Raw genomic sequence first — 20,673 nt, 5'->3', positions numbered from 1 at the left:
ATATGACACAGGACCACCCCGGACCGGCGACCACGCCGCGTAGCCGTGCAAAGGCGCGCCATATCCTTGATAACTACTATATCGGCCCGGCGCGTGACGAGGCGGTTCTGGAAATATGGGGCTACACCCCAGAAATGAGCTATGCACCCGGGGACCGCGTTGCGCTGCACGTGTCCACCACGGCAACGGAATGGGAGCTTGAGATCGGCCGCGACGGGCAACTCTATGAGCCACTACTGACCAAGAACGGCCTGTCGGGGGCGCATCATCCAACGCCGCGGGATTGCTCGGTCAAAGGCTGTGGTTGGCCCGAGTCCTATGCCTTCACCATCCCCGATGATTGGGCACCCGGCGGTTATCTGGTCACTTTTCGCGCCCGGAAGGGCGATGATGTGGTTGAAGAACACCATGTCATTCTAATCAGAACCGCGCCAGATGCTGCGCCACCGACCTATGTTTTGGTTTGTGCAACGGGCACCTGGCTAGCCTATAATTGCTGGGGCGGGTCCAATCACTATGAGGGTATCACAGGGCCGAATGGCGATGCTTTTTCACCAATCGTCTCCACACAGAGGCCATGGACGCGGGGGTTCTGCAAACTGCCCGAGGGCGCACCGCGTGCGTTGCGCGAACAGCCGACCAAGCCTGACGAGATGGTGCGCTATCCCTACATGGAGTGGGCCTATGCCTATGGCTATTCCAAGAAATACGCTTCGGCGGGCTGGGCAAGCTACGAACGTCATTTCGCCCGTTGGGCCGAGGCTGAGGGATATGCATTCGACATGGTCACACAGCACGATCTGTACCGCGACCCTGCTCTTCTGAACCGCTATGCCTGTGCCGTTTTCGTTGGCCACGATGAATACTGGAGCGCGGACATGCGCGATGCTGTCGATGCCTATGTCGATTCCGGGGGCCATGTCGCTCGGTTTGCCGGGAATTTCTTGTGGCAGACCCGGATCGAGGACGAAGGCCGCACTCAGGTTTGCTACAAATACATCGCAGATCAGGACCCTCTGATGGAGACTGATCAAGAGCACCTTGTCTCGGGTGCGTTCGAGGTGCACCCAGTCAATCGTCCCGGCGCGTTGACCTTCGGTGTCAACGCCCTGCGCGGCGTCTATGCCGGTCTTGGCAACTGTGTTGGCGGCGGTGCGGGCGGCTTTACGATTTACCGCTCCGACCATTGGGCCTTTGACGGAGCCGGGCTCGGTTATGGAGACGTGCTGGGCGCGCGGTCGCGGATTTTCGGCTACGAGGTTGACGGGCTGGACTACCGTTTCGAGGATGGGTTGCCCTTTCCGACCTGCACGGATGGTGCCGTGCCGGAGATCGACATCCTCGCAATGGGGCTCGCAACCAATATCGAGGCCGATCACGGTATTTGGGGTGAAACGCTCTACATCGGGTCAGCGGATGCGGCGTTCAAAGCGCAGGTGCTCTTCGGAGAGGTCACGCCCGAAACCTTGGACGCCTGCAAACGCGGCAACGGAATGATCATCTCGTGGCCGCGTGGCAAGGGCGAGATATTCACCGCTGCGACCTGCGAATGGGTCGCGGGCCTGATCCGGCAGGACGACCAAGTCGAACAGATCACACGCAACGTCTTGAACAGGTTTGGCAAATCGAGGGGGCGCTCCCTGTAGCTTCTGCGTCTTACTTGAAGCGGACCTCTATTCAAAACACAGCATCGGTCAATAAATGCTCTGAGCAGTTATTCGCTGCCTTTGGCACAAGTGCCTGCTCGGCCTTCTACTTTTCATTCCTTGTTCAGTCGATTAATTTCTGTAGTTACTCGTTGGCGCGGATAAGGTCATAAATCATCTTGCGCACTTCTTTGGCATATCGCGATCTGTCTCCGCGTTTCCAAGATGGCTGGCTTAGCTTAGCAGCGTGTCCACCTTTAGCCCTATACATGCGACAAGCACTTCAGCCTCGAACAGCGGACGCGCGGCACTTCTTGCCAGCGGACTTCGACGTTGCCGCGCATCTGGGCGCGTTCCTGAGCCGTTTGGTAGCCAAGCCGCTTTTGCACCTCGAACACATATTCAGAGGCCAATGCACGCAGCAGTTCCAAAATGGCCAACACGTCGTCGGTCAGAGGAACACGATGGACTTGCCCCTTCATGCGCTCCGCCGGGACGGTCCACAGACGCGTATCGACATCGACCTCGGGCCATTTCATCTCCAGTTCGGCAAGCGCTTAGAATGGTGAACTGCAAGCGCCTTGGCGACCATGGCCGAATGCGTCTGCAACTGGGCATAGAACGCAGGTACCTCCGGCCACGGCATCGCGTAATGGTGCTACATCTTAACGTTGACTTTGGGCAGCACCTTGCCGTCGCGAATCGCAGTTGCCGGGTTATCGCCCGAGCGAAACCCCTGGGGCTTCGCTACATCGAATACCGTTTTGATCCGCTGCGAAAGTCGCTTTGCTGTCTCGTTTTTATCTGTCCAGATCGGGGAGAGGCACATCAACACTTCGGGCTGATCAATGCTACCGACTGGCTCGCGTCCGATCATGGGGAGTGCATAGTAGCGCAAGGTGTTGAGTCATTGCTGTCCATGCTTGGCATTCTTCCATGTCGTCATTCGGTCAATATGAACTTGTCGGCTGAGCTCTTCGAAGGTCGGGATTTCGCGCTAGGCGTTAAAACGTGGTTCAACCCTGCTTTCACCATTCGCTGGTATTTGAGGGCTCGTTCTCGGGCTTGGCTCAGAGTTACAACGTCCGCGCTGCCCAACCCGAAATCCGTGCGTACCGGCACGCCCTTGCGGTTCTTCTGCCCTTTGACCGTTACGCGAACGATCCAGCGCCGCTCACCAGAGCAATCAACAACAAAATACAAACCAGAAACGTCGGCATGCCGACCCGGGCCTTGATTCTCTACCAGCTTCCCGCTGAGCGCCGCCATGAATAAACAACTCAATGAAAAATACTTAGGACAACTTAGTAAAACTCAATATGATACTATGAGACCGTAAACACAGGTTTTTTTTGCATTCGGCAAGTTAGAAAAGCCGTGCCAATTCACCGAAAATAGGTATGTGGCGGAGACGAAGGGATTCGAACCCTCGAGACGGTTTCCCGCCTACTCCCTTAGCAGGGGAGCGCCTTCGACCACTCGGCCACGTCTCCGCCGACGGGTATATCCGTGTAAGCAACGGAAGTACAAGGCCATTTCTTAAGGGATAGGAATTTTTTACATGCCAACGCGAAGCTATTGAAATAGCGCGAAAATGGCTCTGTTTGACTATGGGCATCGACCGGTTCATCCTACGTAGCACAATTCACGAACATGATGAAACAGCAACAGAATCGAAACTTTTGGGTATAGCCGTTGCATGCAACCCCAGTTCCGAGACTTTAGATCACGCGACGGTCTCAGTAAGGTTTCCTTCAAAAGACAAGAGGCGCGCGGTGACGGACTACATGGAGCTTTGGAAGTGCTCTTTTTGGCTTTCAGATTGCCCAAGGACATACGCAGCAGACTTCTATAAAAAGGAGAGGAAAGCAGCCAACGAACATGCTGGCAACAAGCTTTGGATCGAAGACTTAAAAGACGCTGCTGGAGAAGGTAAATCGCAGGGCTACGAAGGTTTAGAGTTATTCGCTTACAGCGCAAAAAAAATATGCGATCTCGGAAAACCAAAACATGAACTTTTGAAAATGTGCACGCAAGAACTGATCCAAAAGCTAAAATCAGGTCGGTATCGGGCATTCGGGTTCGACCGTCCAAGAACTTTGGATTTGAAAACTGTGCAAGTCCCCAAGGAGGCATGGGTAAGAGCGACCAAACGTGATGACAGCACTTTGTAACATCAATCGCTGAAGTTCGTCGATGTGCGAGTGCGGATGGTGCGTGAGGAAGCCGACCCTATTCTAAGAAAACCTTTTGACCTACCAGACGCAAAAGGCGGGCGGCCCACGGTAGCACCTGCCTTAGAAAATACCTTTCACGGATTGAACAAGATCGGACAAATCGACTTGTCGGCATCGCTAATGTCTTACTATCCGAAGATCAAGAAATGGCTTGAATTAAACTGCACCGACCTTCCGGTAATCCCTGTTGCTCGATCACCACAGGGTTGATTCACTCCGTTTGCTTCCACAGTGCTGCCACTTGTGTTTTGGGTATTGTTATCGGGCGTAGGATTTGGATCTACGACCTTTAGGTTATGAGGCTGACGAGGTTAGGACGTTAAGCAATTGATCCGGGGATCAATTGTAGTCTGAACGGGCTGTTTTGGATTTTCTGACGCTGGTTGCGGGAGAGCGCAACCACCGTTGCCGAACGCAATTGAAATGCCAATTTTAGGGCTTTGGGCTTAACGTTTCAGAACCTCTGTCGCTGAGCGCCAGCAATTGAGTTTTGGCCAAATCCAAACAGATACTTAGGTTCAGGACCCATTGCTTTCCGCTTTGCGGCGTGTGTCACGGTTCAAAAACGAACGGTGAACATGTCTGATCTCTTCTTGCTTACGGATGCGCAAATCACGCATCTGGAGCCCTTCGTCCCGAAGCACCATGGCAAGCCGCGCGTCGATGACATGCGTGTGTTGAGCGGGATTATCTTCATAAATCGCAATTGCTTGCGGTGGCGGGATGCCCCTGCTGCCTATGAACCGCAAAAGACGCAGTACAATCGATGGAAACGGTGGAGCGACAAGGGCATCATTCGCGCGAATGATGGCTGGCTTGGCCACTGAGTACCGCGAACAGAAGACCGTGGTGATCGATGCGACCTATCTGAAGGCTCAGCTGAAAGCGACCAGCACGGGCATCAAAAACGGGGGGCGGACGCCTGATTGGCTGAACCAAGGGCGACATGAACACCAAACTGCACGTCATCTGCGATAGTCAGAGACGCCCGCTGAACCTGTTAACAATCGCAGGACAGGTCAGCGACTACATCGGTGCTCGGGATCTGTTCAGCGGTATACCGAATGCCGATTGGATACTCGGAAATCGCCGATACGATGCCGTTTGGTTCCGAGAAGCGTTGCAAGACACAGGTATACGCGTTTGTACCCCGGTCGGAAGCAGCGCAAGACGACGGTGAAGTACGACAAGGGCCGACACAAACGCCTCAACCGGATCGAGATCATGTTTGATAGGCTCAAGTGTTGGCGCCGTGTGGCAACCCGATACGACAGGTGCCCGAAGGTCTTCCTCTCAGCAATCGCCCTCGCAGCTCTCGTCATCAGTTTACTATTAGTCCTGACCCTAATTTCACGTGAACATAGAAGTTAATAACTCACTTTCGCATGGCTACCTTAAGACTTCTTTTTAAAGTGCTGTCTTTCAATTTGGCTTCAGCACCGAGCTCGCCATAGTGATTCTCGTATTTCTTAATCAAACCCTCAACCTCTTTTCGGGTCTTCAGAGATACCTTGGGGTTCTTGTGAACTTGCTTCAATTCATCCTGCAGCATAACTTTGTACTTCTCCAGCAGCCGAAGCCTCTTTGACACTCCTTCCCAAATTTGTACGTCACCGGAAAGGTTCTCCGAGTACTTCGCGGAGACCATGTTCCAAACCTTCCGACGGTTTACTTTAGGCAAAAGTTCCCAATCGTCGCTGGCAAGCGCGTTTACACAAGATAGCATGTCAGAGTATTTCTTAGGGTCTCCAGCATTTGCTCCAGTGGCTTCCACGAGTTTTGGAATCGGGGATTTTATGCGCTTTAGAACATCGTTAATCGTATCTATCGTCACATAACCTGTGTATTCGCGCGCGTCTTTTTCGACCTTCTCAATGATTTTCCACATCGGGATTGTTTCAGGCTGCGCTTGCAGCCCTTTCTTCATCTTCATGAGGTTTGTTTTTCCCAATCCCGCATAAATAGCCCCCCGATTCGGGATTGGCATGATCACTTTGCTATACTTTGAGAGCCAATTTTTGAATTCTTTCAAGTTTTGCTTCTGTCGGCATTCTACGGCAGCGTTTCTATCCATCATTCAGCCTATCATTCAGTGGAAAGCTTTCAATCTTCTGTATGCTACGGCCCTACAAACACTTCTTATTTCGAAACACACCTGTTGATAAATGGCTATCATCGAAAACGCTGCATTGCCGCGAGATTTAGATTATCGTTAAGACTTGAAACAAGATTGATTCTAAGGAGATAGTTTAGAGTGACGCAATTTGCTTCAAGAGCTTTTTGTCATCACTAATAATGGCTCGAAACTTTTTCAATTGTACTTCTGAGCTTTTCTTTATCTTGCTTGTCTGCACTTGCAGGTCTTTAGCAGGGTCCCATGTTACAGCCCGAGACCAAGCTGCCCAAGCGTCTTCAAACTTTCCTTTGGCTATATCACGAACTATCCGGGATTCACTCAATTTGACATAAGTTCGCGCCCAAAAAGAAGGGCTAGTATAGTCAACCCAGGCTTGGAAATAGGCCGCACCAAGCTGCTCAGCAGTAGAGCTAGACGATTTCATTTTTTCCGCGATTGGCTTAAGTACTGGTTTGACGACCGCGTCCTCAAGGTAGTCGTTGCGGAACTCCATCATTTGTTGATAAAATTCTTTGTTGGCCTTAGCGATTTCGTCGCCGCTCTTTTTCATTGCAACAGACGCCTTCGAACCTACCTTGTAAATTCCATGAGTAAGGCTGATCAGTGTTGCTGCCAAATCGACCGCATCACCCGTCGATTTAGCTTTTTTGAGAGCCGCGCTAATTTCCCGCACCTGTGCATCTCTGGATTTTTGGATATCTGAGCAAATCTTTTCGTAGGCCGCAATTCTACGTTCGTAGCGTGATATCAGCGCCTTTTTGGATTTAATACCTTGCGATGTATCCAGATGACTAGGGATTAAAATCTTGCTACCAGGTGTGATGATTGCGGGATTTGGATTTTCTTTTCGGAATTTTGCGTTGATCCCAGCATTATAGATCTCTTTGTACGACCTAAAGCCATAAACTCGAGCAATTTTATCTAGTGTTTCACCCTTTTTGATCACATGGATACGAACTCGTTTAGACATAGCACCCCCCAAAAAAAGAAAAATAAAAAGGCGTTCCCGATCTTATGTTTATTCGCCAGCGAATGACCCAACAGCACGAAAACCACCGCTTACTCCATCACTTAAGGCAAATCCACCTACGAGGCCGCCGGGGGCAATTAGCGTACCACCACCAACCGTTAGATGTTCGACAGCGCCAACAAAGCTTCCATTCAACTCACCTGATATTCCGCCACTTCCAGTTACAAAGCTAGTATAGCTATCAAAACCGTCTTCTAAAGCTAACGAACTATTCCCCGCCACGGTCGCTCCACCGATTGACAATTCTGCTTGGCCTGTGCGGGACCCAAAGTTAAAGGTGTCTGAAAATGTGCCAGTCTGAGTTGAGACGATTCCACCCATCACGACATTGCCGATGGCGTGACCCGAATACCGAACAGTCGTAGAAAGACCGTTATCCATTGCATCTTGGACTGACCCGTTTATCAAATCAGTTTCATCTCCTGACAGTTCGTTACCCGCAGCGAAAGTTCCCAAATGGACATGTTCTCTGCTCCCAGAACCCATTCCAGTGTCGATGTCACCAAAAAAGAATCCCCACTTCACATGCTCATATCCATTCGTGGTCGATGAGACAGAGGCACCGATGCCTTCTGCTACAAGACCGCCAGATATCAACGCTGCATCACTCGCACCATCAGTACTGCGAGCCCCAAATTCAGTGTCGCTGACATACGCACTCGCTCCACCTTCGCCTCCTAAAGTTAAGTCGTCGATTGCAACTTGGAAACTATTGGACGCGGCGTCGAAGTTGGAAAAAAACAAGTTAGGGCCCGCAAGGGTATCTGGAAGCAAATCTGGGTTTCCCATGGGTCGGATTGTCGAGCCTCCGGGAGTTTCCACGTCGACAAGGCCCACCGCATACCCAATGGTTTCACTCGGCGCGAAGCCAAAGCCGGTTCTGTTTCCAGGCAATGCTTCAGTTCCTGTCGCGACGCCCAGTCTCAGAGCGGCGTATTGCACTGGTGCAAGCTCTTCAATCTGTTCCGGTTCGAGCCCATCTGTTGATCCAACAGGGCTTTCGAACCCGTTTCCAAGGGACCCGCGGGCTTCGACATCGTCGAAGATCGTTCCAGTATTTTCCAGCACAAAGAACCCTAGGCGACCGGGTGTTGGGGATCCTGGGCTTCCTATGTTCGGATTTCCTCCTCCCGCCGCGGTACTTTGGAAGTCAGAATAAAGAAGAACGGGACTCTTTGACGTTCCGCTCGAATTGATCCCTCTCGTAGATCCAATGGCACGGCTGAAGATCAGAGCATCAACAATTTGATCGTTGCCATACCCCTCAGTTCCTCCGTTTAGTTCACTCGTGAATCGATAGCGGACTTCCCCTATTGTTGCCGAGATTGTTGATACCTGCCGACCCTCCGCATCGTTCCGGATACCCAAGTCAGCATACAAAAGTTTGGATGTATTTGGCGCAGTCTCACCGTCATCTACAATGACCGGCCCGTCCGGATTTATGATAAGCAAATCGCTTTGCGCCAACTGGGAAAGATCTAGAGAAAACGTAGATTCACTATAGTCATCAGCCAGTTCTAGCCAAGTCTCCCCGCGAAAGAAGGCGCGATCTCCGTCAGAAAGATCCATTCCAGCAGTAAGGTCAGATAGACTGTCGGCGGCAAGGAGTTGGCTTCCCATTCCCGCCGCGAGGTGGAAACGGTCGACACTCTCTCCGGGCACGCGATTTTCAATGACTTGATCTAAGTCTCCGGCAGAAAAAATGTAACGGCGCGATTCAGATGGGTCGTGAACCAAAGCCGCTGCGTCACTGTTGCCGCCATAAACTAGGATATCTCTCCCGTATTCGAAGTCAAAATTCTCACCGTTTAAAGAAGGAGTGTTTTCGATGGCTTCGACAAAAGCAATTTCGGTTTCCGTTTCATCGATAAACCCGTCATCGCCTCCGATTTGACAATCTCGAATTGAATCACAGCGCCAGTTAAACGCTGCTAACAAGTTCATGTCCAAGAAGATAAAATTGTCCCTGCGGTTTAATGTGGTCGAACCAGGAATAACTCTATCGAAATCCGTCCCAAAATTGATACCTTCGACGGTTACACCAGTACCCTTGTGCCAAATACCACCAATTGCCGGCGTATTGATCCCGGGACGAACTCCAAATGTTGTATCGGCACGAATAAAGTCTCCAGACCCGATATTGTAGATAGAATTTGTAGAAAGGAGTCCCATTGGGAGGCTTTCGAATCTTATTAGCCCTTGATCTGTATCCAAACTAAATTCGTTTGGCGGCAGTTGCGCAACAATGCCGGACGTTGCAGAGCCGTAGTAATATCCAACGGCACGCGAGCCGTCGCCGGTAGTAATCGAAGTTAGTACGTCAACGTTGTCTATTGCAATACTTGCGTCTCGCGTCGGAAATACTCTGTTTGCAATCGGTCCAAGGAATATTTCTTCAACAAATGGATATCTTATACCAAGCTGTTCAGGAGGGTTTCCGGTAGAATAGTTCTGTCTTATCAAAGCGCGATTTGTGTTTACTGTTGTCGTATCTGTTTCCACAACAGGTATAGATGAATCCCCTGTGGATGGGCTGAAGCCTCCACCCGCAAGATCAAACGAAAAGTCGATTGGTTCTGGCGGCGGGGATGAACCTGAAGAACCTCCGCCATCAGATTCGGAATTTCCCGATTCGTTTGCGCTGGTATCGAAACCAACGGCATTGTCCAAACGAGAAACTTCTTCAACGGCTTCAGCAATCTGAACATCTTCGTCCGAAACCGATACATCCTCAGTTAATTGTTCACTCTGAACGCCAGAAGAACTCCCCCGCGTCGAACCCAGCCTGGGTGTCGTTCCCGTCTGCAGCCCTCTGCTAAGTGAATTTAGATCGTTCACGATATCTTGGGTGCTCATGCGTCGTGGGGCGGTGGCTCGCCCATTGCTAGCGACAATCTGAAACCCTGTGCGATAGATCGTTTGGCTACGCCCCCCGCTCGACACCAGTATTTCTTTGCCATTCAGCAAGTGTGTGCGAGTACTTTCCGAGCCTACTTGAATGAACGCAGATCCGGACTTGAGTGAGAGAAGCGCATGAGGCGTCATGATTGAGATATTTTGCGTTCGGTTCGACAGCCCACCTGTAACTCTCAAAGTCCCTCGCTCGACGCGAATAGCAATTGGTTGGTCTTTCGATGTGATCACGGTGACAAGACTGCCAGGGGCAATGACGACCGATGTACCATCCACCAAAATGACTTCGGCAGTCTCATTTTCGCCCGTCTCGACAGTTCGAGATTGAGAAGAACCGAGGACAAACTGCTTCATACGGTGATCGGACGTTGCTGCACTAACTGCTAAATCAGTGGTCGATACTGCGAACGCTCCGGCGAGAAGTACCGCAAATTTTGTAAATGAAAACTTCATGTTCTTCCCTCCCATATTCAAACTTAAAATGACTTTGTCACCGAAAATGCCAGGTACGTATTGTCAAAGGTATCCAGCGAATAATTTGAGTTTTGGTCGAAATGACCAAGTTCGAGTTGTAGCTCTACGCTGTCTGTCAGCGGAACGAACATTGACGTCCTTAAGACTACCCTTTCATCTTTTTGTGATGCATTGTCATCGATAGCGGGGTCGGGCTCGTCATACTTACGCTGCCCGTAACCTACAGCTGCAGAAATTTTCCAAGGGTCTTCCGATTTTCCAAGCAACGGTGAAATTTCTCGAAGGACTTCCACAAAGAAACCGCTATCCCGGTACGCTTCGAAGCCTTCTTCTGCAGATTTGTCAGAGTAAGCAAATACGACGTTTAGCCCCGTCTTTTCCGTCAGTAGCCTCGAGTAACGAAGAGAGAACCCGCTTCTTCGACCGTCGCGATTGTCGTTTGACGGGTCCAACGTAGTCGCGTGATAGTCTTGATCGAAAGTAAACGCACTGAACTCAAAGCTATTCTGCGCATTTGGAACAGCACGAAACTTAGCGACCCAACCATCTTCACTAACATATCTTTCATCATCGCGACGCAGCGAACTCGTGGAATATCTTAGCGCTAACTCGGCGGGGAAGCTCAAGGCTCTTGTCAAATTGAGATCGGTCCCGAATGCGATACCCCCGCGAGACAGGTTCAACTGAGTTTGATCGCGGTAACCTCGTGCAAATAAGTCTACGTCCAAAGCGAGCAAGTGACCTGCTTGAAGACCCAGATCGTACTTCAACTTTCCAGATAGTCCAACAAAGGCAGATACGTCCGACTGGTCGGTAAAATCCGGCAGAACAACGAAACCCCTGACTTCGGTTCCGTTGTCTGGACCCGCATTTGCATTTGAATCTACGATCAATCCGGCTGCCGCTCGCCCAGTTAATCGCCACCTGGAATTTGATTGTTCAGCAATGGCGAGAAGTTCTTCCGCTCTCTCTCTCACAGCAGGCGGTGCATCAGGTGATTTCAGTGCCTCGCTTATATAGTTCTCGGCTAGCTTGGGAGCGCCCTGGCGCAGATATAGGACACCAAGTTCGAGCTTAATGTTCGCGAGTGTAGGGTTAAGCAGCAGTATTCTTTCAAATGCAGAAATCGCAGTTTGGAAGTCACCTGTTTGAGCAGCGATTTGCGCCAAACGAAACGAGGCCTCTGGGTCTGAGGGATTTCGTTTAACTCTGTCTAACGCTGACAAATACTCTGAAGGTATTTGATTTGATTGCGCAAATACCGCCCAACTAGTGGCGCTAAGAATACAAACAGAAACCAGAAAAACCCGAATCAAACTAAAGCGGGAAGGGCACCTACTAAGCAAAAATGAAACCAAAATCTCACCAATCCCTCTGTCCAAAACCCTTTGCAAAGACGCTAAAAAACTCTGCTATAGTCTACGAATGCAATGTGTTGAGTCAATCTGCCAACTACTTTTACGCTCCCCAAGCGCCTTTGCGACCATTCTCCTAACTTTTTTTTTAGGAGTGACTCCGCCTGGAAACGCGCAAACACAGCAACCTGATTTGATCAATTTGCTCGGTGCGGCGCGCGCTTTAGGAGCTTCTGGAAAATCAACTGAAGCAATCACACTTCTGGAAGACATTCTCTCGAAAATCCCGAGGTCGAATGACCGGGAAACCAATAACCACGCATTTTTACTAAACGAGATAAGCGTCTTGAAACGCACTGCTGGTCAATTCCACGAAGCTCTTGAGGATGTTCTACGCGCTGAAAAAATTTTGATTAGTAGTGCTACAGAAAATGAACTTTTGGTCGCTGTCATTCTAAATTCTGCTGAGGCTTTGAGCCTGTTAGGAGAGAGCGAAAAGGCAAACAGTAGGTTCCATCAGGCTGTAACTCTTTCAGAAAGGCTAGAAATTGACAGCCTCATCACTCATTCACGAATTCGATTTGCAGGAAATAGCCTAGAGCTTGGAAGCTGGGAAAAAGCAGTAACTGCAGTTGAACCGTTACAGCATCTAAACGAGCGGCAGGCGACGCAAGTTGCAACCATTCTGGGTCAAGCATACCTTACTTTACGACGGCCAGAACAAGCCCAAACTTCAATTGATGCTCTTGAACAAGTCGATCAAACCGACCCGCAAGTTGCACTTATCAACGCTAGAATAGATCTTCAACTTGGAAACGTTCAGGGATCTTTGGATAAGCTAAAGGCTCTTCTGGAGCAAATAGACGAAAGCCAATCCGCTCTTTTGGCTTCAGCCCGATACAACCTATCGGAAGCCTACTTTCAGATGGGACTACTACAGGAAGCGTACGCCAATAACGAACGCGCAATGGTGATAGCCGAGGAAAGCTTACACAACAACGAGACACTAGTTGGTCAAACGCTGCATAGACGGGCAATGTTCCTTGGATTGATCGGAGACATCGAAAATTCCATAAGGGGATTCGAGGTCGCCGCATCTGCTTTTTCCGACAACAGCGCTCGAAGCCGACGCGCGAGGTTCTACACAGAATTGGAACTTACCAGGGCATTGAGTTTCAGCAATAGGACAGTCGAAGCCGTAGCTTTAGCACGCAATTTGGTCTCTGAAGCACCAATTATCTTCGGTGAGCAGGCGATCGAAAATTTGTTTGCATTGACCAATTTGGGGTCTTTGCTAGTTGAAATGAGGGAACTAGAAGAAGCCAAATCCCTACTACGCAATTCTCAAATGCTTGCGGTGGAGGGAAGATTTTCCAAGCCCGATCTCGCACCAACCAAGATGAGCCTCGGAAAAGCTTATCTGTACGATGGAATGCTTGATGAAGCTGAAAATGTCTTTTTAGAGTTGCTTCGAAACTATGAGGAGTTTGGGGCAGCTGAAAGTGTTGAAAAGTCTGGTGAAATTAGGCGGTTATTGAGCGAAACTTACTATTCTAGAAACGACATTGGAGATATTGAGAAAGCTGCGCATTTGTCGCGCACTAATATTACTGGAATCAAACAAAGACTAAAGGAAGTCGCCAAGTCGACTACCTACGCTCGACAGTTTTCGTCATCGTCTATTGATCTTCAAATAGGCAACACTCTCACGGTATTGAACGAGTACCAACGAAGAGGCTTCGCGAGTAGCGAAGAAATGTTTGAAACCGCTCAACTCGCTCTTCTGAATGAGGCTGCAACTGCAACTAATGGGTTTCTACGACACTTCAAAGCTAAGGACCCGGAGTTAGCAGAACTGTTCACTGAGCGGCACGCTGCATCAGCTCAGATCCGCGCCCTAACAATTCAACCGGATCAACAAAAACAAAAGGTTCTCGATCAAGTCAAACTACATATTCAGGATATTGACAGTCAGATTTTGAATGCAAACCCTGATCTAGTGCCTTACTTGTCGCCATCCGTCATCACTTTAAACGCAATTCAACCGCTGCTGGATCAAGATGAAGCTCTCTGGACCAACTTTTCGTTTGAAGGCGGCACATTTATTTTCCTTATTACGAGAGATGAGCTTCTTGTTGAATCGACAAACACCAGCATAGAGAAAGTCGACCAACTTGTAAGAAAGCTCAGGGAAAATATGGACCTTGAAGGTCGCTCCACACCGCCACCTTTTGACTTTAATTCCTCCACCCGACTGTACAATATATTGTTTGGTCCTTTTGACAGAATACTTAAAAAAAAGAAAAAGCTGCTTGTTGTCCCACAAGGTCCAGCGCAACAGATTTCTCTTGCAGTCGCGACTAGAAGTTCCGCACCAATCGGAAAAACACCTGAAAAAGCAGATGCGCGTTTCTTGGGGCTAACGCATTCGATTACAGTCTATACTTCGGTTGCGAACCTCCTGTTTTCCAAGTTAAATCCATCCAAAGATGTTGAACTAAAAAGTATAACAGGATTTGCAAACCCGTCGTTTTCAAACCGTTCTTCAGACACCGGAGTTCTCAGCCGCGATCCTGAAATCAATCCCAAAGCGTTGCGGTTTGGCGGCACTGTAAACTACTTTGAGCCATTGCCGGAAACAGAGCGCGAGTTGGATCTAATATCCAGATCACTGCCGGGTTCTTCCTCTACATATTACACCGGGAAAGATGCGTCAGAAGAGGTTTTTAAGTTACACGAGATCAAAGGTGACGTTCTCGTTTTTGCAACACACGCAATTGTCTCTGGTCAGTTTGGCAACTTGCGAGAGCCAGCACTAGTTCTCAGTTCGCCTGCAGAAACCTCCGACATTGATGATGGCTTTTTAACAGCGAGCGAAATTGCTCAAAAGCAGATCGCAGCCAAGATCGTGGTGCTATCGGCATGCAACACAGCATCCGCCTCAGGACAATTTGGAGCTCCGGGTTTGTCTGGGTTAGCGCAAGGTTTTTTTGAAGCTGGCGCTCAATCTTTGGTGGTGAGCCATTGGACAATTTCCACCGTTTCACCTCTTTTGCTAATGCCTAGTTTTTTTGAAGGTATTTCCAATGGGCTAGCAGCGGATGAAGCGATGAAAGAGGCAATGATTGAGGTGTCAACAAGGGAAGATTTGAAAGTGTTAAGGCATCCCGCAATTTGGGCACCATTTTCTATTGTAGGCAGCTATTGATCGCTTCACGCTGGTAGTCTTTGCAGGGCGCTATAAAGCCGGGTCGGAATAGAACCGGTTGCCATTTGCTCTGAAGAGATCGGGGGCCGGGTTGACACATATCGGCGTTAGCCGACTGGAGTGGCCTCGTCGCTTGTCAGAGAGAGGAGGTATCCAGGCACTCACCCGGCACCCTTGCACATGACGGTATCACGTGCGGATAGCCACCCCAAGCCAAAATAAGATAAAAGTACATAATTTCATTCGCTTACACATGTAGAACTCGATCTGGTCTCTGAGTCGGTAACCGCGGAGTAGCCACACCGTGCGTCCTTGACAGGCAAGCAACTGCCCTTACGCTTCAAGAACTTTCAACTTACCGGCCGTGATGGCTGGGCCGCCAATATTGGGATTGGACAGGACGGTTTCTCGTCCTCGACGCACTCGATGGCAATGATCCTGATCTCGTTTGAGGTCAGTGTTTTGTCGTCTGGAGTGCGCTCCGAAGCCAGAACATCGCGATCATTGTCTCGAGCGGTTCCTTAAAAAGGAACGTATCGATGACGTGTTCGTCTTCTGCTCCCACGGGCAACCCGCCCAATTTCGCTATTCCTGAACCCCTGATCAACCTTGTGCGGCTGTTGGCACGCGAGGCTGCACGCTCGGATTTCGCAACCCGTTGCAACGGTGAAGACCCAGAGGTGGATCATGGTTGATCTGCCGATTTCAGAGGATGCCGCTTATCTCAGCGTGCGCGATGTCGCTGCGCTGTTCCGTATCAGCACCAAGACCGTTCGCCGCTGGATCAAATCCGGTGATCTGCCTGCAACCCGGTTGGGCCGCGATTGGCGCATCGCGCGCTGTGATTTGCATGCCCTTGCCAAGCAACGCGGCAATCAGGCAGCGGCCCATGTTCTCTAAAGCTCTCACAAATCTCGGCTTTTCCGGCGTTCGGGAAAACGGGGTCATGGATTTTGGCTATAAATTCATACCCTTGTTTTCCCGAATGTCCGCAAGAGGGCCGCCATGGGTCAGCATGTCCTCGTCTGTCCCCTTTTGTCCCCACTTTCAAAACCGAAGAGGTTTATCATGACACATCACCAAGAGATCCAGCTACCAACGACGCTGGCCGAGGTTCTGGACGTTCTGAAGTCCAATCCTGACCCCAACAAGAAACGTCAACAGTCCAAGCTGTCCGCCATCTCGCGCGTCAGTACATACATGAACCGTCCTCCGTCGGACATTCCGACAGACATCCCGCAACTGCGCAAACTGCTGGCATCGTTGCATCCCGCCGCCTGCGGGGTGAAGCCCAACACCCTCAGCACCACCAAAAGCGATCTGGCCAGTGCCCTGCGTGCGGTCGGGGTGTTGCAGGATTTTGAAGCCAAATCTGAACTGACTCCGGAGTGGGGCGCGTTTCTGACGACTGTGCAATCCACCCATCAGGTTTGGGGCTTGATGCGGTTTGCACGCTTTTGCAGTGCTCGGTCGGTCTTGCCCGCAGACATTGATCACAACGTGGTTCAAGCGTTTCAGACGGCTCTCGACGCAGTGCTGCTGAAGAATGAACCGGCCAAGTACATTCAGTCCATGATCGATACATGGAACCACGTGATTGACAAACACGGTCTCGATCTTCCCCGGCTGGACCGCTTGTCGTCGGACCGCTACGTGGCTCGCCCGTTGACGGACTACCCGGAAAGCCTGCAAGCAGAGATCAAAGCCTATATCGACCGCTTGGCGCAACGTGATCTGTTCAGCGATGACGGGCCCGACAAACCGCTGCGTCAGACCAGCCTGCGCAATACCGAAGCCCATCTGCGGCAGATGCTCGACGCGCTGGTGTCTGCCGGACAGCGCTCGGAACACTTCGTTAGCCTGTCGGAACTGATCACGGTGCCTAATCTCAAAACGGCCTTCCGGACGATCATCGACCGGCGCGGAACCGACGGCCTGCCTTCTGGGCTGAGTAATGTTGCAGCAACCTGCATCGCCATTGCACGGCATCACCTGAACGTACCCGAAGACGTCCTTAAGGCGCTCAAAGACATTCACAAACGCGTTGCAACCAGCCCTCGCGGTATGAGCCCCAAAAACGCCGAGCGCCTCGCTCAGTTCAACGACTGGGAGAATGTCGCTCTGTTGCTAGGCCTTCCGGATACGTTGATGGCACGGGCGGATGACAAACCAACCTGTCGTGACAGCGCTCTGGCGGCGATGCACGCTGCGGCACTGACGATCCTTCTGAGCTGTCCCATGCGTGTCAAAAACCTCGCGAACCTTGATTTGGACAAGCATTTGATCCCTGCCCGCTCGGGGACGCACACCTATTATTCCATCCGTATCGAAGGGGTCGAGGTTAAGAATGGGGAGCCGATTGAGGTCAAACTGAACACCCGCAGTTCCAAACTTCTGCACCGCTATATCATGCAATTCCGACCGCAGGTGTCGCAAGCCGGTGGGCGCGCTCTGTTCCCGCGCAGCAGCGATGGGAAGCCACGAGCACCCAGCAACTTTGGTAGCGAACTCACCCAGCGAGTCTTGCGAGAGACCGGTCTGAAGGTTCACCCGCATCTGTTCCGCCACATCGCAGCCAAGCTCTATCTCGAAGAACGCCCCGGTGACTTCGAGACCGTCCGCCGTCTGCTCAAACATAAACGACAACAGACCACGATGGATTTCTATGCGTCGCTTAGCAATCAGTGGGCACATGATCACTACGACGATGTGGTTCTGTCCAAGTGGAAAGGTAAGACCGATGACTAACGGCATTCCTCTTGTTCTTCTTTATCAAGATTGGCCCGAGGCGGATAAAACCGCCTGGGAGGCCCTGTTCGCGGAAGGTGACATCTTTGACGGTACAGGCCCCTGCGCGAGCTGGTCCGAAGGCAGCCGCACCAAACGGCGCCAGAGCTACGGATACTGGCTGTCATGGATAAAGCGTCATCAGCCTGCCCTTTTGGATCAACCGCCGACAGATCGCATTACCAAAGATGCCGTGCGGGGATATCTGGAAGAAGCGGAAGCGCGCGTAGGCCTCATGACCCGCAAGAACATGATTTGCGATCTGTATGTGCTTGCAAGGGCCATGCACCCGGCAGGAGACTGGGACTGGTTGAACAAACTGTCCAACCGCCTGGTACATCTAGCGGACCGGAAAAGCCTGCCGAAGCCAGTCGCCCTCTCGGCGGCAGACATTCTTAACAAAAGTTTGCAGCGGCTCGAAGATGTGGAGAATGATCCGTCCCTCACTGATCTGAAGCGTGCAATTCACTTTCGCGCGGGTCTGATGTTCGCCTTTCTAATCTCGCGACCCGTGCGCCGTCGCACGTTGCTGGCGCTGACAACGGACCAGCATCTGCGCAAAAACGCCGAAGGGTTCGAGGTTCATCTTTCGGCGGAAGACACCAAAGACAAAAAAGCGCGGTGGTTTCCTCTACCCAAGGTTCTGGTACAGCCGATGAAGTCTTATCTGGATATTCATCGTCCGGTCCTCCTTGGTTCTAAGACATCCAATGCACTCTGGATCAGCCAGTATGGAGACCCGATCACACCAGATGGCCTGTCGCGGGAACTGCCGAAAGTGGCGCGGCGCATGCTGGGCGTTGAGTTGCGACCGCACAAATTTCGGCACATTGCGGCGACCAGCGTCGCCGAGACGGACCCGGAACATGTCAACATCATCCGGGATATCCTCGGGCACGCGACGCTGGACATGTCTCAGAAGCACTACAATCGTGCCACCGGACTGTCTGCCTGTGACGACTATCAATCTCTCTTGCAGGCAAAGATGAAGACCTTGGGTGGCAAGCTGTCGGCAACCTCGTCCAAACGGCGCTAGTCGATAGAGTTAAAGACTTGTAATCAAGCCATTTTCTGTTGCAACGGGTTGCAATCGAAAGTGGAAGACACGGCCCAATCCATGCCTATAATGGGTTGGGCCAACTTGTTTCTCAGTCCGAAAGGCCCGACCCATGCGCGCCGCCATTTACGCCCGCTACTCCACCGATCTTCAAAGTGACGCCTCCATTGAGGACCAGCATCGACTGTGCCTGCGTCTGATCAGTGGCAATGGCTGGCAAGAGGCAGAGACCTATTCCGACCGGGGGCTGAGCGGAGCGTCCCATCTGCGTCCCGGATATCAACGGTTGCTGGAGGACGCTCGACGCAACATGTTCGACGTCGTTGTGGCTGAAGGTCTCGACCGCATCAGCCGTGATCAGGAGCATATTGCCGCCTTCTTCAAACAGATGCGGTTTCAGGGCATCCCAATTGTCACCGTGGCAGAGGGGGAGATTTCCGAGCTGCATATCGGCCTCAAGGGGACCATGAGCAGCCTGTTCCTGAAAGACCTGGCTCAAAAGACCCATCGTGGGCTTGAGGGGCGTGTGCGCAAAGGCAAATCAGCCGGTGGTATCACCTACGGCTATGACGTTGTGCGAGACATGGACGCAGACGGGTCCGTCACCACAGGGGAACGGCGGATCAATGAAAGCCAAGCCCAGATCGTTCAACGTATCTTTCAGGATTACAACCTTGGGCTAAGCCCACGCAACATCGCTGCCCATCTAAACAATGAGGGCATTCCCGGACCTCGGGGCACATGGGGCGCATCGACGATCTACGGCAACCACCAGCGTGGCACTGGCATCTTGAACAACGAACTTTACATCGGGCGACTGGTCTGGAACCGGCAGCGTTTCGTCAAAGACCCGGACAGTGGTAAACGGCAAGCTCGCCCAAACCCGCCGGAAGACTGGGTGATTGAAGACGTGTCCGATCTGCGCATCGTGTCCGATGACCTTTGGAACGCGGTGAAGGCACGGCAGGAACAAACGCGCAACGTCGCGATCAGCGATGGCATCAGGAAGCTGGGCCGCACCAAGCGGGCACAGCATCTGTTTTCCGGCATGCTGACCTGCGGGTGTTGCGGCGGTGGTATCATCCAAGTCGGAAAGCAGTATTACGGGTGCTCCACTCATAAGAATAAAGGCACCTGCGATAATCGGCTTACGATCAAACGCTCGGAATTGGAGGATCGTGTTCTGTCCGGCCTCAAGGAACAGTTGCTGCACCCTGATCTGATCGCGGAATTCACCAACGCCTATCAAGAGGAATACAACCGTCTTGCCGGGTCCATTCAACAGGAGCGGATTAACGCGACACGTGATCTGGCGCAGGTCGAGCGCAAGATCGCACATCTCATCGACGCCATCAGTGATGGCATGTTTCACGCCAGCATGAAGGAAAAACTGACAGCGTTAGAAGCACGCAAATCCGAACTCCAAGATACCATCAATTCGGCATCAAATGAACCACCAGTATTGCTGCACCCCGGTCTGTCCGACCTCTACCGAGAACAGGTCGCCAATTTGACCACGGCATTGCGCGATCCCTCATCGCAAGCTGAGGCAATATCCATCATTCGCGGTCTGTTGTCAGAGATTCGATTGATCCCGGAAGACGGGGAATATGCGATTGAGCTTGTTGGAGAGTTGGCGGGCTTGCTCGCGTTGGGAGCACCCCAGAACGAACAAAGCCGCCCAAGGGCGGCTTGTTCAACACTGTGTTCGACCGTGATGGTTGCGGGAGCAGGATTTGAACCTGCGACCTTCAGGTTATGAGCCTGACGAGCTACCGGGCTGCTCCATCCCGCGACACTTTGCGTTGGTCTACCGCCTATTCGGCTAC

The 20,673-nt window shown here is 51.5% G+C and carries 14 protein-coding genes, 2 tRNA genes and 1 pseudogene; 8 read left to right on the top strand and 9 right to left on the bottom strand.

Going from position 1 to position 20,673, the window contains the following annotated elements; all coding sequences use genetic code 11:
- Positions 1 to 2: 2 nt before the first annotated feature.
- Positions 3 to 1,646: a N,N-dimethylformamidase beta subunit family domain-containing protein gene (locus tag ACR0B5_RS13400; RefSeq protein WP_480541051.1), complete on the top strand. Its 1,644-nt coding sequence runs from the start codon at positions 3 to 5 to the stop codon at positions 1,644 to 1,646.
- Between the two features lie 263 nt (positions 1,647 to 1,909).
- Here the strand turns inward: ACR0B5_RS13400 and ACR0B5_RS13395 are convergent, their stop codons facing one another.
- The 4 genes from ACR0B5_RS13395 to ACR0B5_RS13380 form a co-directional block, all read right to left on the bottom strand.
- Positions 1,910 to 2,185, bottom strand: coding sequence for a hypothetical protein (locus ACR0B5_RS13395; protein WP_480541049.1), 276 nt, complete (start codon positions 2,183 to 2,185; stop codon positions 1,910 to 1,912).
- 119 nt (positions 2,186 to 2,304) lie between these two features.
- The gene (locus tag ACR0B5_RS13390) at positions 2,305 to 2,523 is read right to left on the bottom strand and encodes a phage integrase central domain-containing protein (protein ID WP_480541047.1); all 219 of its coding nucleotides are present in this window, start codon (positions 2,521 to 2,523) and stop codon (positions 2,305 to 2,307) included.
- 65 nt (positions 2,524 to 2,588) lie between these two features.
- Complete coding sequence (locus ACR0B5_RS13385; RefSeq protein WP_480541045.1) at positions 2,589 to 2,915, bottom strand: Arm DNA-binding domain-containing protein; 327 nt, start codon at positions 2,913 to 2,915, stop codon at positions 2,589 to 2,591.
- A gap of 134 nt (positions 2,916 to 3,049) precedes the next feature.
- Positions 3,050 to 3,139: transfer RNA gene (locus tag ACR0B5_RS13380), tRNA-Ser, on the bottom strand.
- Positions 3,140 to 3,256: 117 nt separating this feature from the next.
- Here ACR0B5_RS13380 and ACR0B5_RS13375 point away from each other — a divergent pair.
- Both ACR0B5_RS13375 and ACR0B5_RS13370 read left to right on the top strand, forming a co-directional pair.
- On the top strand, positions 3,257 to 3,820 hold the full coding sequence (locus ACR0B5_RS13375; protein ID WP_480541043.1) for a hypothetical protein: 564 nt from the start codon (positions 3,257 to 3,259) through the stop codon (positions 3,818 to 3,820).
- A 641-nt stretch (positions 3,821 to 4,461) separates the two neighbouring features.
- Positions 4,462 to 5,254, top strand: a pseudogene (locus ACR0B5_RS13370) (IS5 family transposase).
- A gap of 4 nt (positions 5,255 to 5,258) precedes the next feature.
- Here the strand turns inward: ACR0B5_RS13370 and ACR0B5_RS13365 are convergent.
- The 4 genes from ACR0B5_RS13365 to ACR0B5_RS13350 form a co-directional block, all read right to left on the bottom strand.
- Positions 5,259 to 5,960 carry a hypothetical protein gene (locus ACR0B5_RS13365; RefSeq protein ID WP_170747355.1) on the bottom strand — a complete coding sequence of 234 codons (702 nt, stop codon included), beginning with the start codon at positions 5,958 to 5,960 and terminating at the stop codon, positions 5,259 to 5,261.
- A 172-nt stretch (positions 5,961 to 6,132) separates the two neighbouring features.
- Complete coding sequence (locus tag ACR0B5_RS13360; RefSeq protein WP_170747356.1) at positions 6,133 to 6,990, bottom strand: LysM peptidoglycan-binding domain-containing protein; 858 nt, start codon at positions 6,988 to 6,990, stop codon at positions 6,133 to 6,135.
- Between the two features lie 48 nt (positions 6,991 to 7,038).
- Positions 7,039 to 10,416: a FecR domain-containing protein gene (locus tag ACR0B5_RS13355; RefSeq protein ID WP_170747357.1), complete on the bottom strand. Its 3,378-nt coding sequence runs from the start codon at positions 10,414 to 10,416 to the stop codon at positions 7,039 to 7,041.
- A gap of 23 nt (positions 10,417 to 10,439) precedes the next feature.
- On the bottom strand, positions 10,440 to 11,819 hold the full coding sequence (locus tag ACR0B5_RS13350; RefSeq protein WP_480541041.1) for a tetratricopeptide repeat protein: 1,380 nt from the start codon (positions 11,817 to 11,819) through the stop codon (positions 10,440 to 10,442).
- Between the two features lie 127 nt (positions 11,820 to 11,946).
- Here ACR0B5_RS13350 and ACR0B5_RS13345 point away from each other — a divergent pair, with 127 nt between their 5' ends.
- The 5 genes from ACR0B5_RS13345 (at position 11,947) to ACR0B5_RS13325 (ending at position 20,606) form a co-directional block, all read left to right on the top strand.
- Positions 11,947 to 15,000 carry a CHAT domain-containing protein gene (locus tag ACR0B5_RS13345; protein ID WP_480541039.1) on the top strand — a complete coding sequence of 1,018 codons (3,054 nt, stop codon included), beginning with the start codon at positions 11,947 to 11,949 and terminating at the stop codon, positions 14,998 to 15,000.
- A 687-nt stretch (positions 15,001 to 15,687) separates the two neighbouring features.
- Entirely contained in the window at positions 15,688 to 15,900 is a 213-nt protein-coding gene (locus ACR0B5_RS13340; protein ID WP_480541037.1) for a helix-turn-helix domain-containing protein, read from the top strand.
- A gap of 168 nt (positions 15,901 to 16,068) precedes the next feature.
- Positions 16,069 to 17,748: a site-specific integrase gene (locus tag ACR0B5_RS13335; RefSeq protein ID WP_170747360.1), complete on the top strand. Its 1,680-nt coding sequence runs from the start codon at positions 16,069 to 16,071 to the stop codon at positions 17,746 to 17,748.
- Positions 17,741 to 18,823 carry a site-specific integrase gene (locus ACR0B5_RS13330; protein WP_170747361.1) on the top strand — a complete coding sequence of 361 codons (1,083 nt, stop codon included), beginning with the start codon at positions 17,741 to 17,743 and terminating at the stop codon, positions 18,821 to 18,823. The genes ACR0B5_RS13335 and ACR0B5_RS13330 overlap by 8 nt, the downstream gene beginning before the upstream one ends.
- 133 nt (positions 18,824 to 18,956) lie before the next feature.
- Positions 18,957 to 20,606 carry a recombinase family protein gene (locus ACR0B5_RS13325; protein WP_170747363.1) on the top strand — a complete coding sequence of 550 codons (1,650 nt, stop codon included), beginning with the start codon at positions 18,957 to 18,959 and terminating at the stop codon, positions 20,604 to 20,606.
- On the opposite strand, the gene ACR0B5_RS13320 is transcribed toward ACR0B5_RS13325, so the two are convergent.
- A tRNA-Met gene (locus ACR0B5_RS13320) sits at positions 20,563 to 20,639 on the bottom strand. The two genes, ACR0B5_RS13325 and ACR0B5_RS13320, sit on opposite strands and share 44 nt — an antisense overlap.
- Between the last annotated feature and the right edge of the window lie 34 nt (positions 20,640 to 20,673).

This window comes from Ruegeria sp. AG1, from assembly GCF_056541705.1.
The sequence above is the reverse complement of the archived record's forward strand: the minus strand, read 5'-3'. Positions and strand labels throughout refer to the sequence as shown.

Bases quoted from the DNA above. Each gene is read 5' to 3' on its own strand.
- ACR0B5_RS13400 (WP_480541051.1), top strand. From the start codon at position 3: ATGACACAGGACCACCCCGGACCGGCGACCACGCCGCGTAGCCGTGCA.
- ACR0B5_RS13395 (WP_480541049.1), bottom strand. From the start codon at position 2,185: ATGAAATGGCCCGAGGTCGATGTCGATACGCGTCTGTGGACCGTCCCG.
- ACR0B5_RS13390 (WP_480541047.1), bottom strand. From the start codon at position 2,523: ATGATCGGACGCGAGCCAGTCGGTAGCATTGATCAGCCCGAAGTGTTG.
- ACR0B5_RS13385 (WP_480541045.1), bottom strand. From the start codon at position 2,915: ATGGCGGCGCTCAGCGGGAAGCTGGTAGAGAATCAAGGCCCGGGTCGG.
- ACR0B5_RS13375 (WP_480541043.1), top strand. From the start codon at position 3,257: ATGGGCATCGACCGGTTCATCCTACGTAGCACAATTCACGAACATGAT.
- ACR0B5_RS13365 (WP_170747355.1), bottom strand. From the start codon at position 5,960: ATGATGGATAGAAACGCTGCCGTAGAATGCCGACAGAAGCAAAACTTG.
- ACR0B5_RS13360 (WP_170747356.1), bottom strand. From the start codon at position 6,990: ATGTCTAAACGAGTTCGTATCCATGTGATCAAAAAGGGTGAAACACTA.
- ACR0B5_RS13355 (WP_170747357.1), bottom strand. From the start codon at position 10,416: ATGAAGTTTTCATTTACAAAATTTGCGGTACTTCTCGCCGGAGCGTTC.
- ACR0B5_RS13340 (WP_480541037.1), top strand. From the start codon at position 15,688: ATGGTTGATCTGCCGATTTCAGAGGATGCCGCTTATCTCAGCGTGCGC.
- ACR0B5_RS13335 (WP_170747360.1), top strand. From the start codon at position 16,069: ATGACACATCACCAAGAGATCCAGCTACCAACGACGCTGGCCGAGGTT.
- ACR0B5_RS13330 (WP_170747361.1), top strand. From the start codon at position 17,741: ATGACTAACGGCATTCCTCTTGTTCTTCTTTATCAAGATTGGCCCGAG.
- ACR0B5_RS13325 (WP_170747363.1), top strand. From the start codon at position 18,957: ATGCGCGCCGCCATTTACGCCCGCTACTCCACCGATCTTCAAAGTGAC.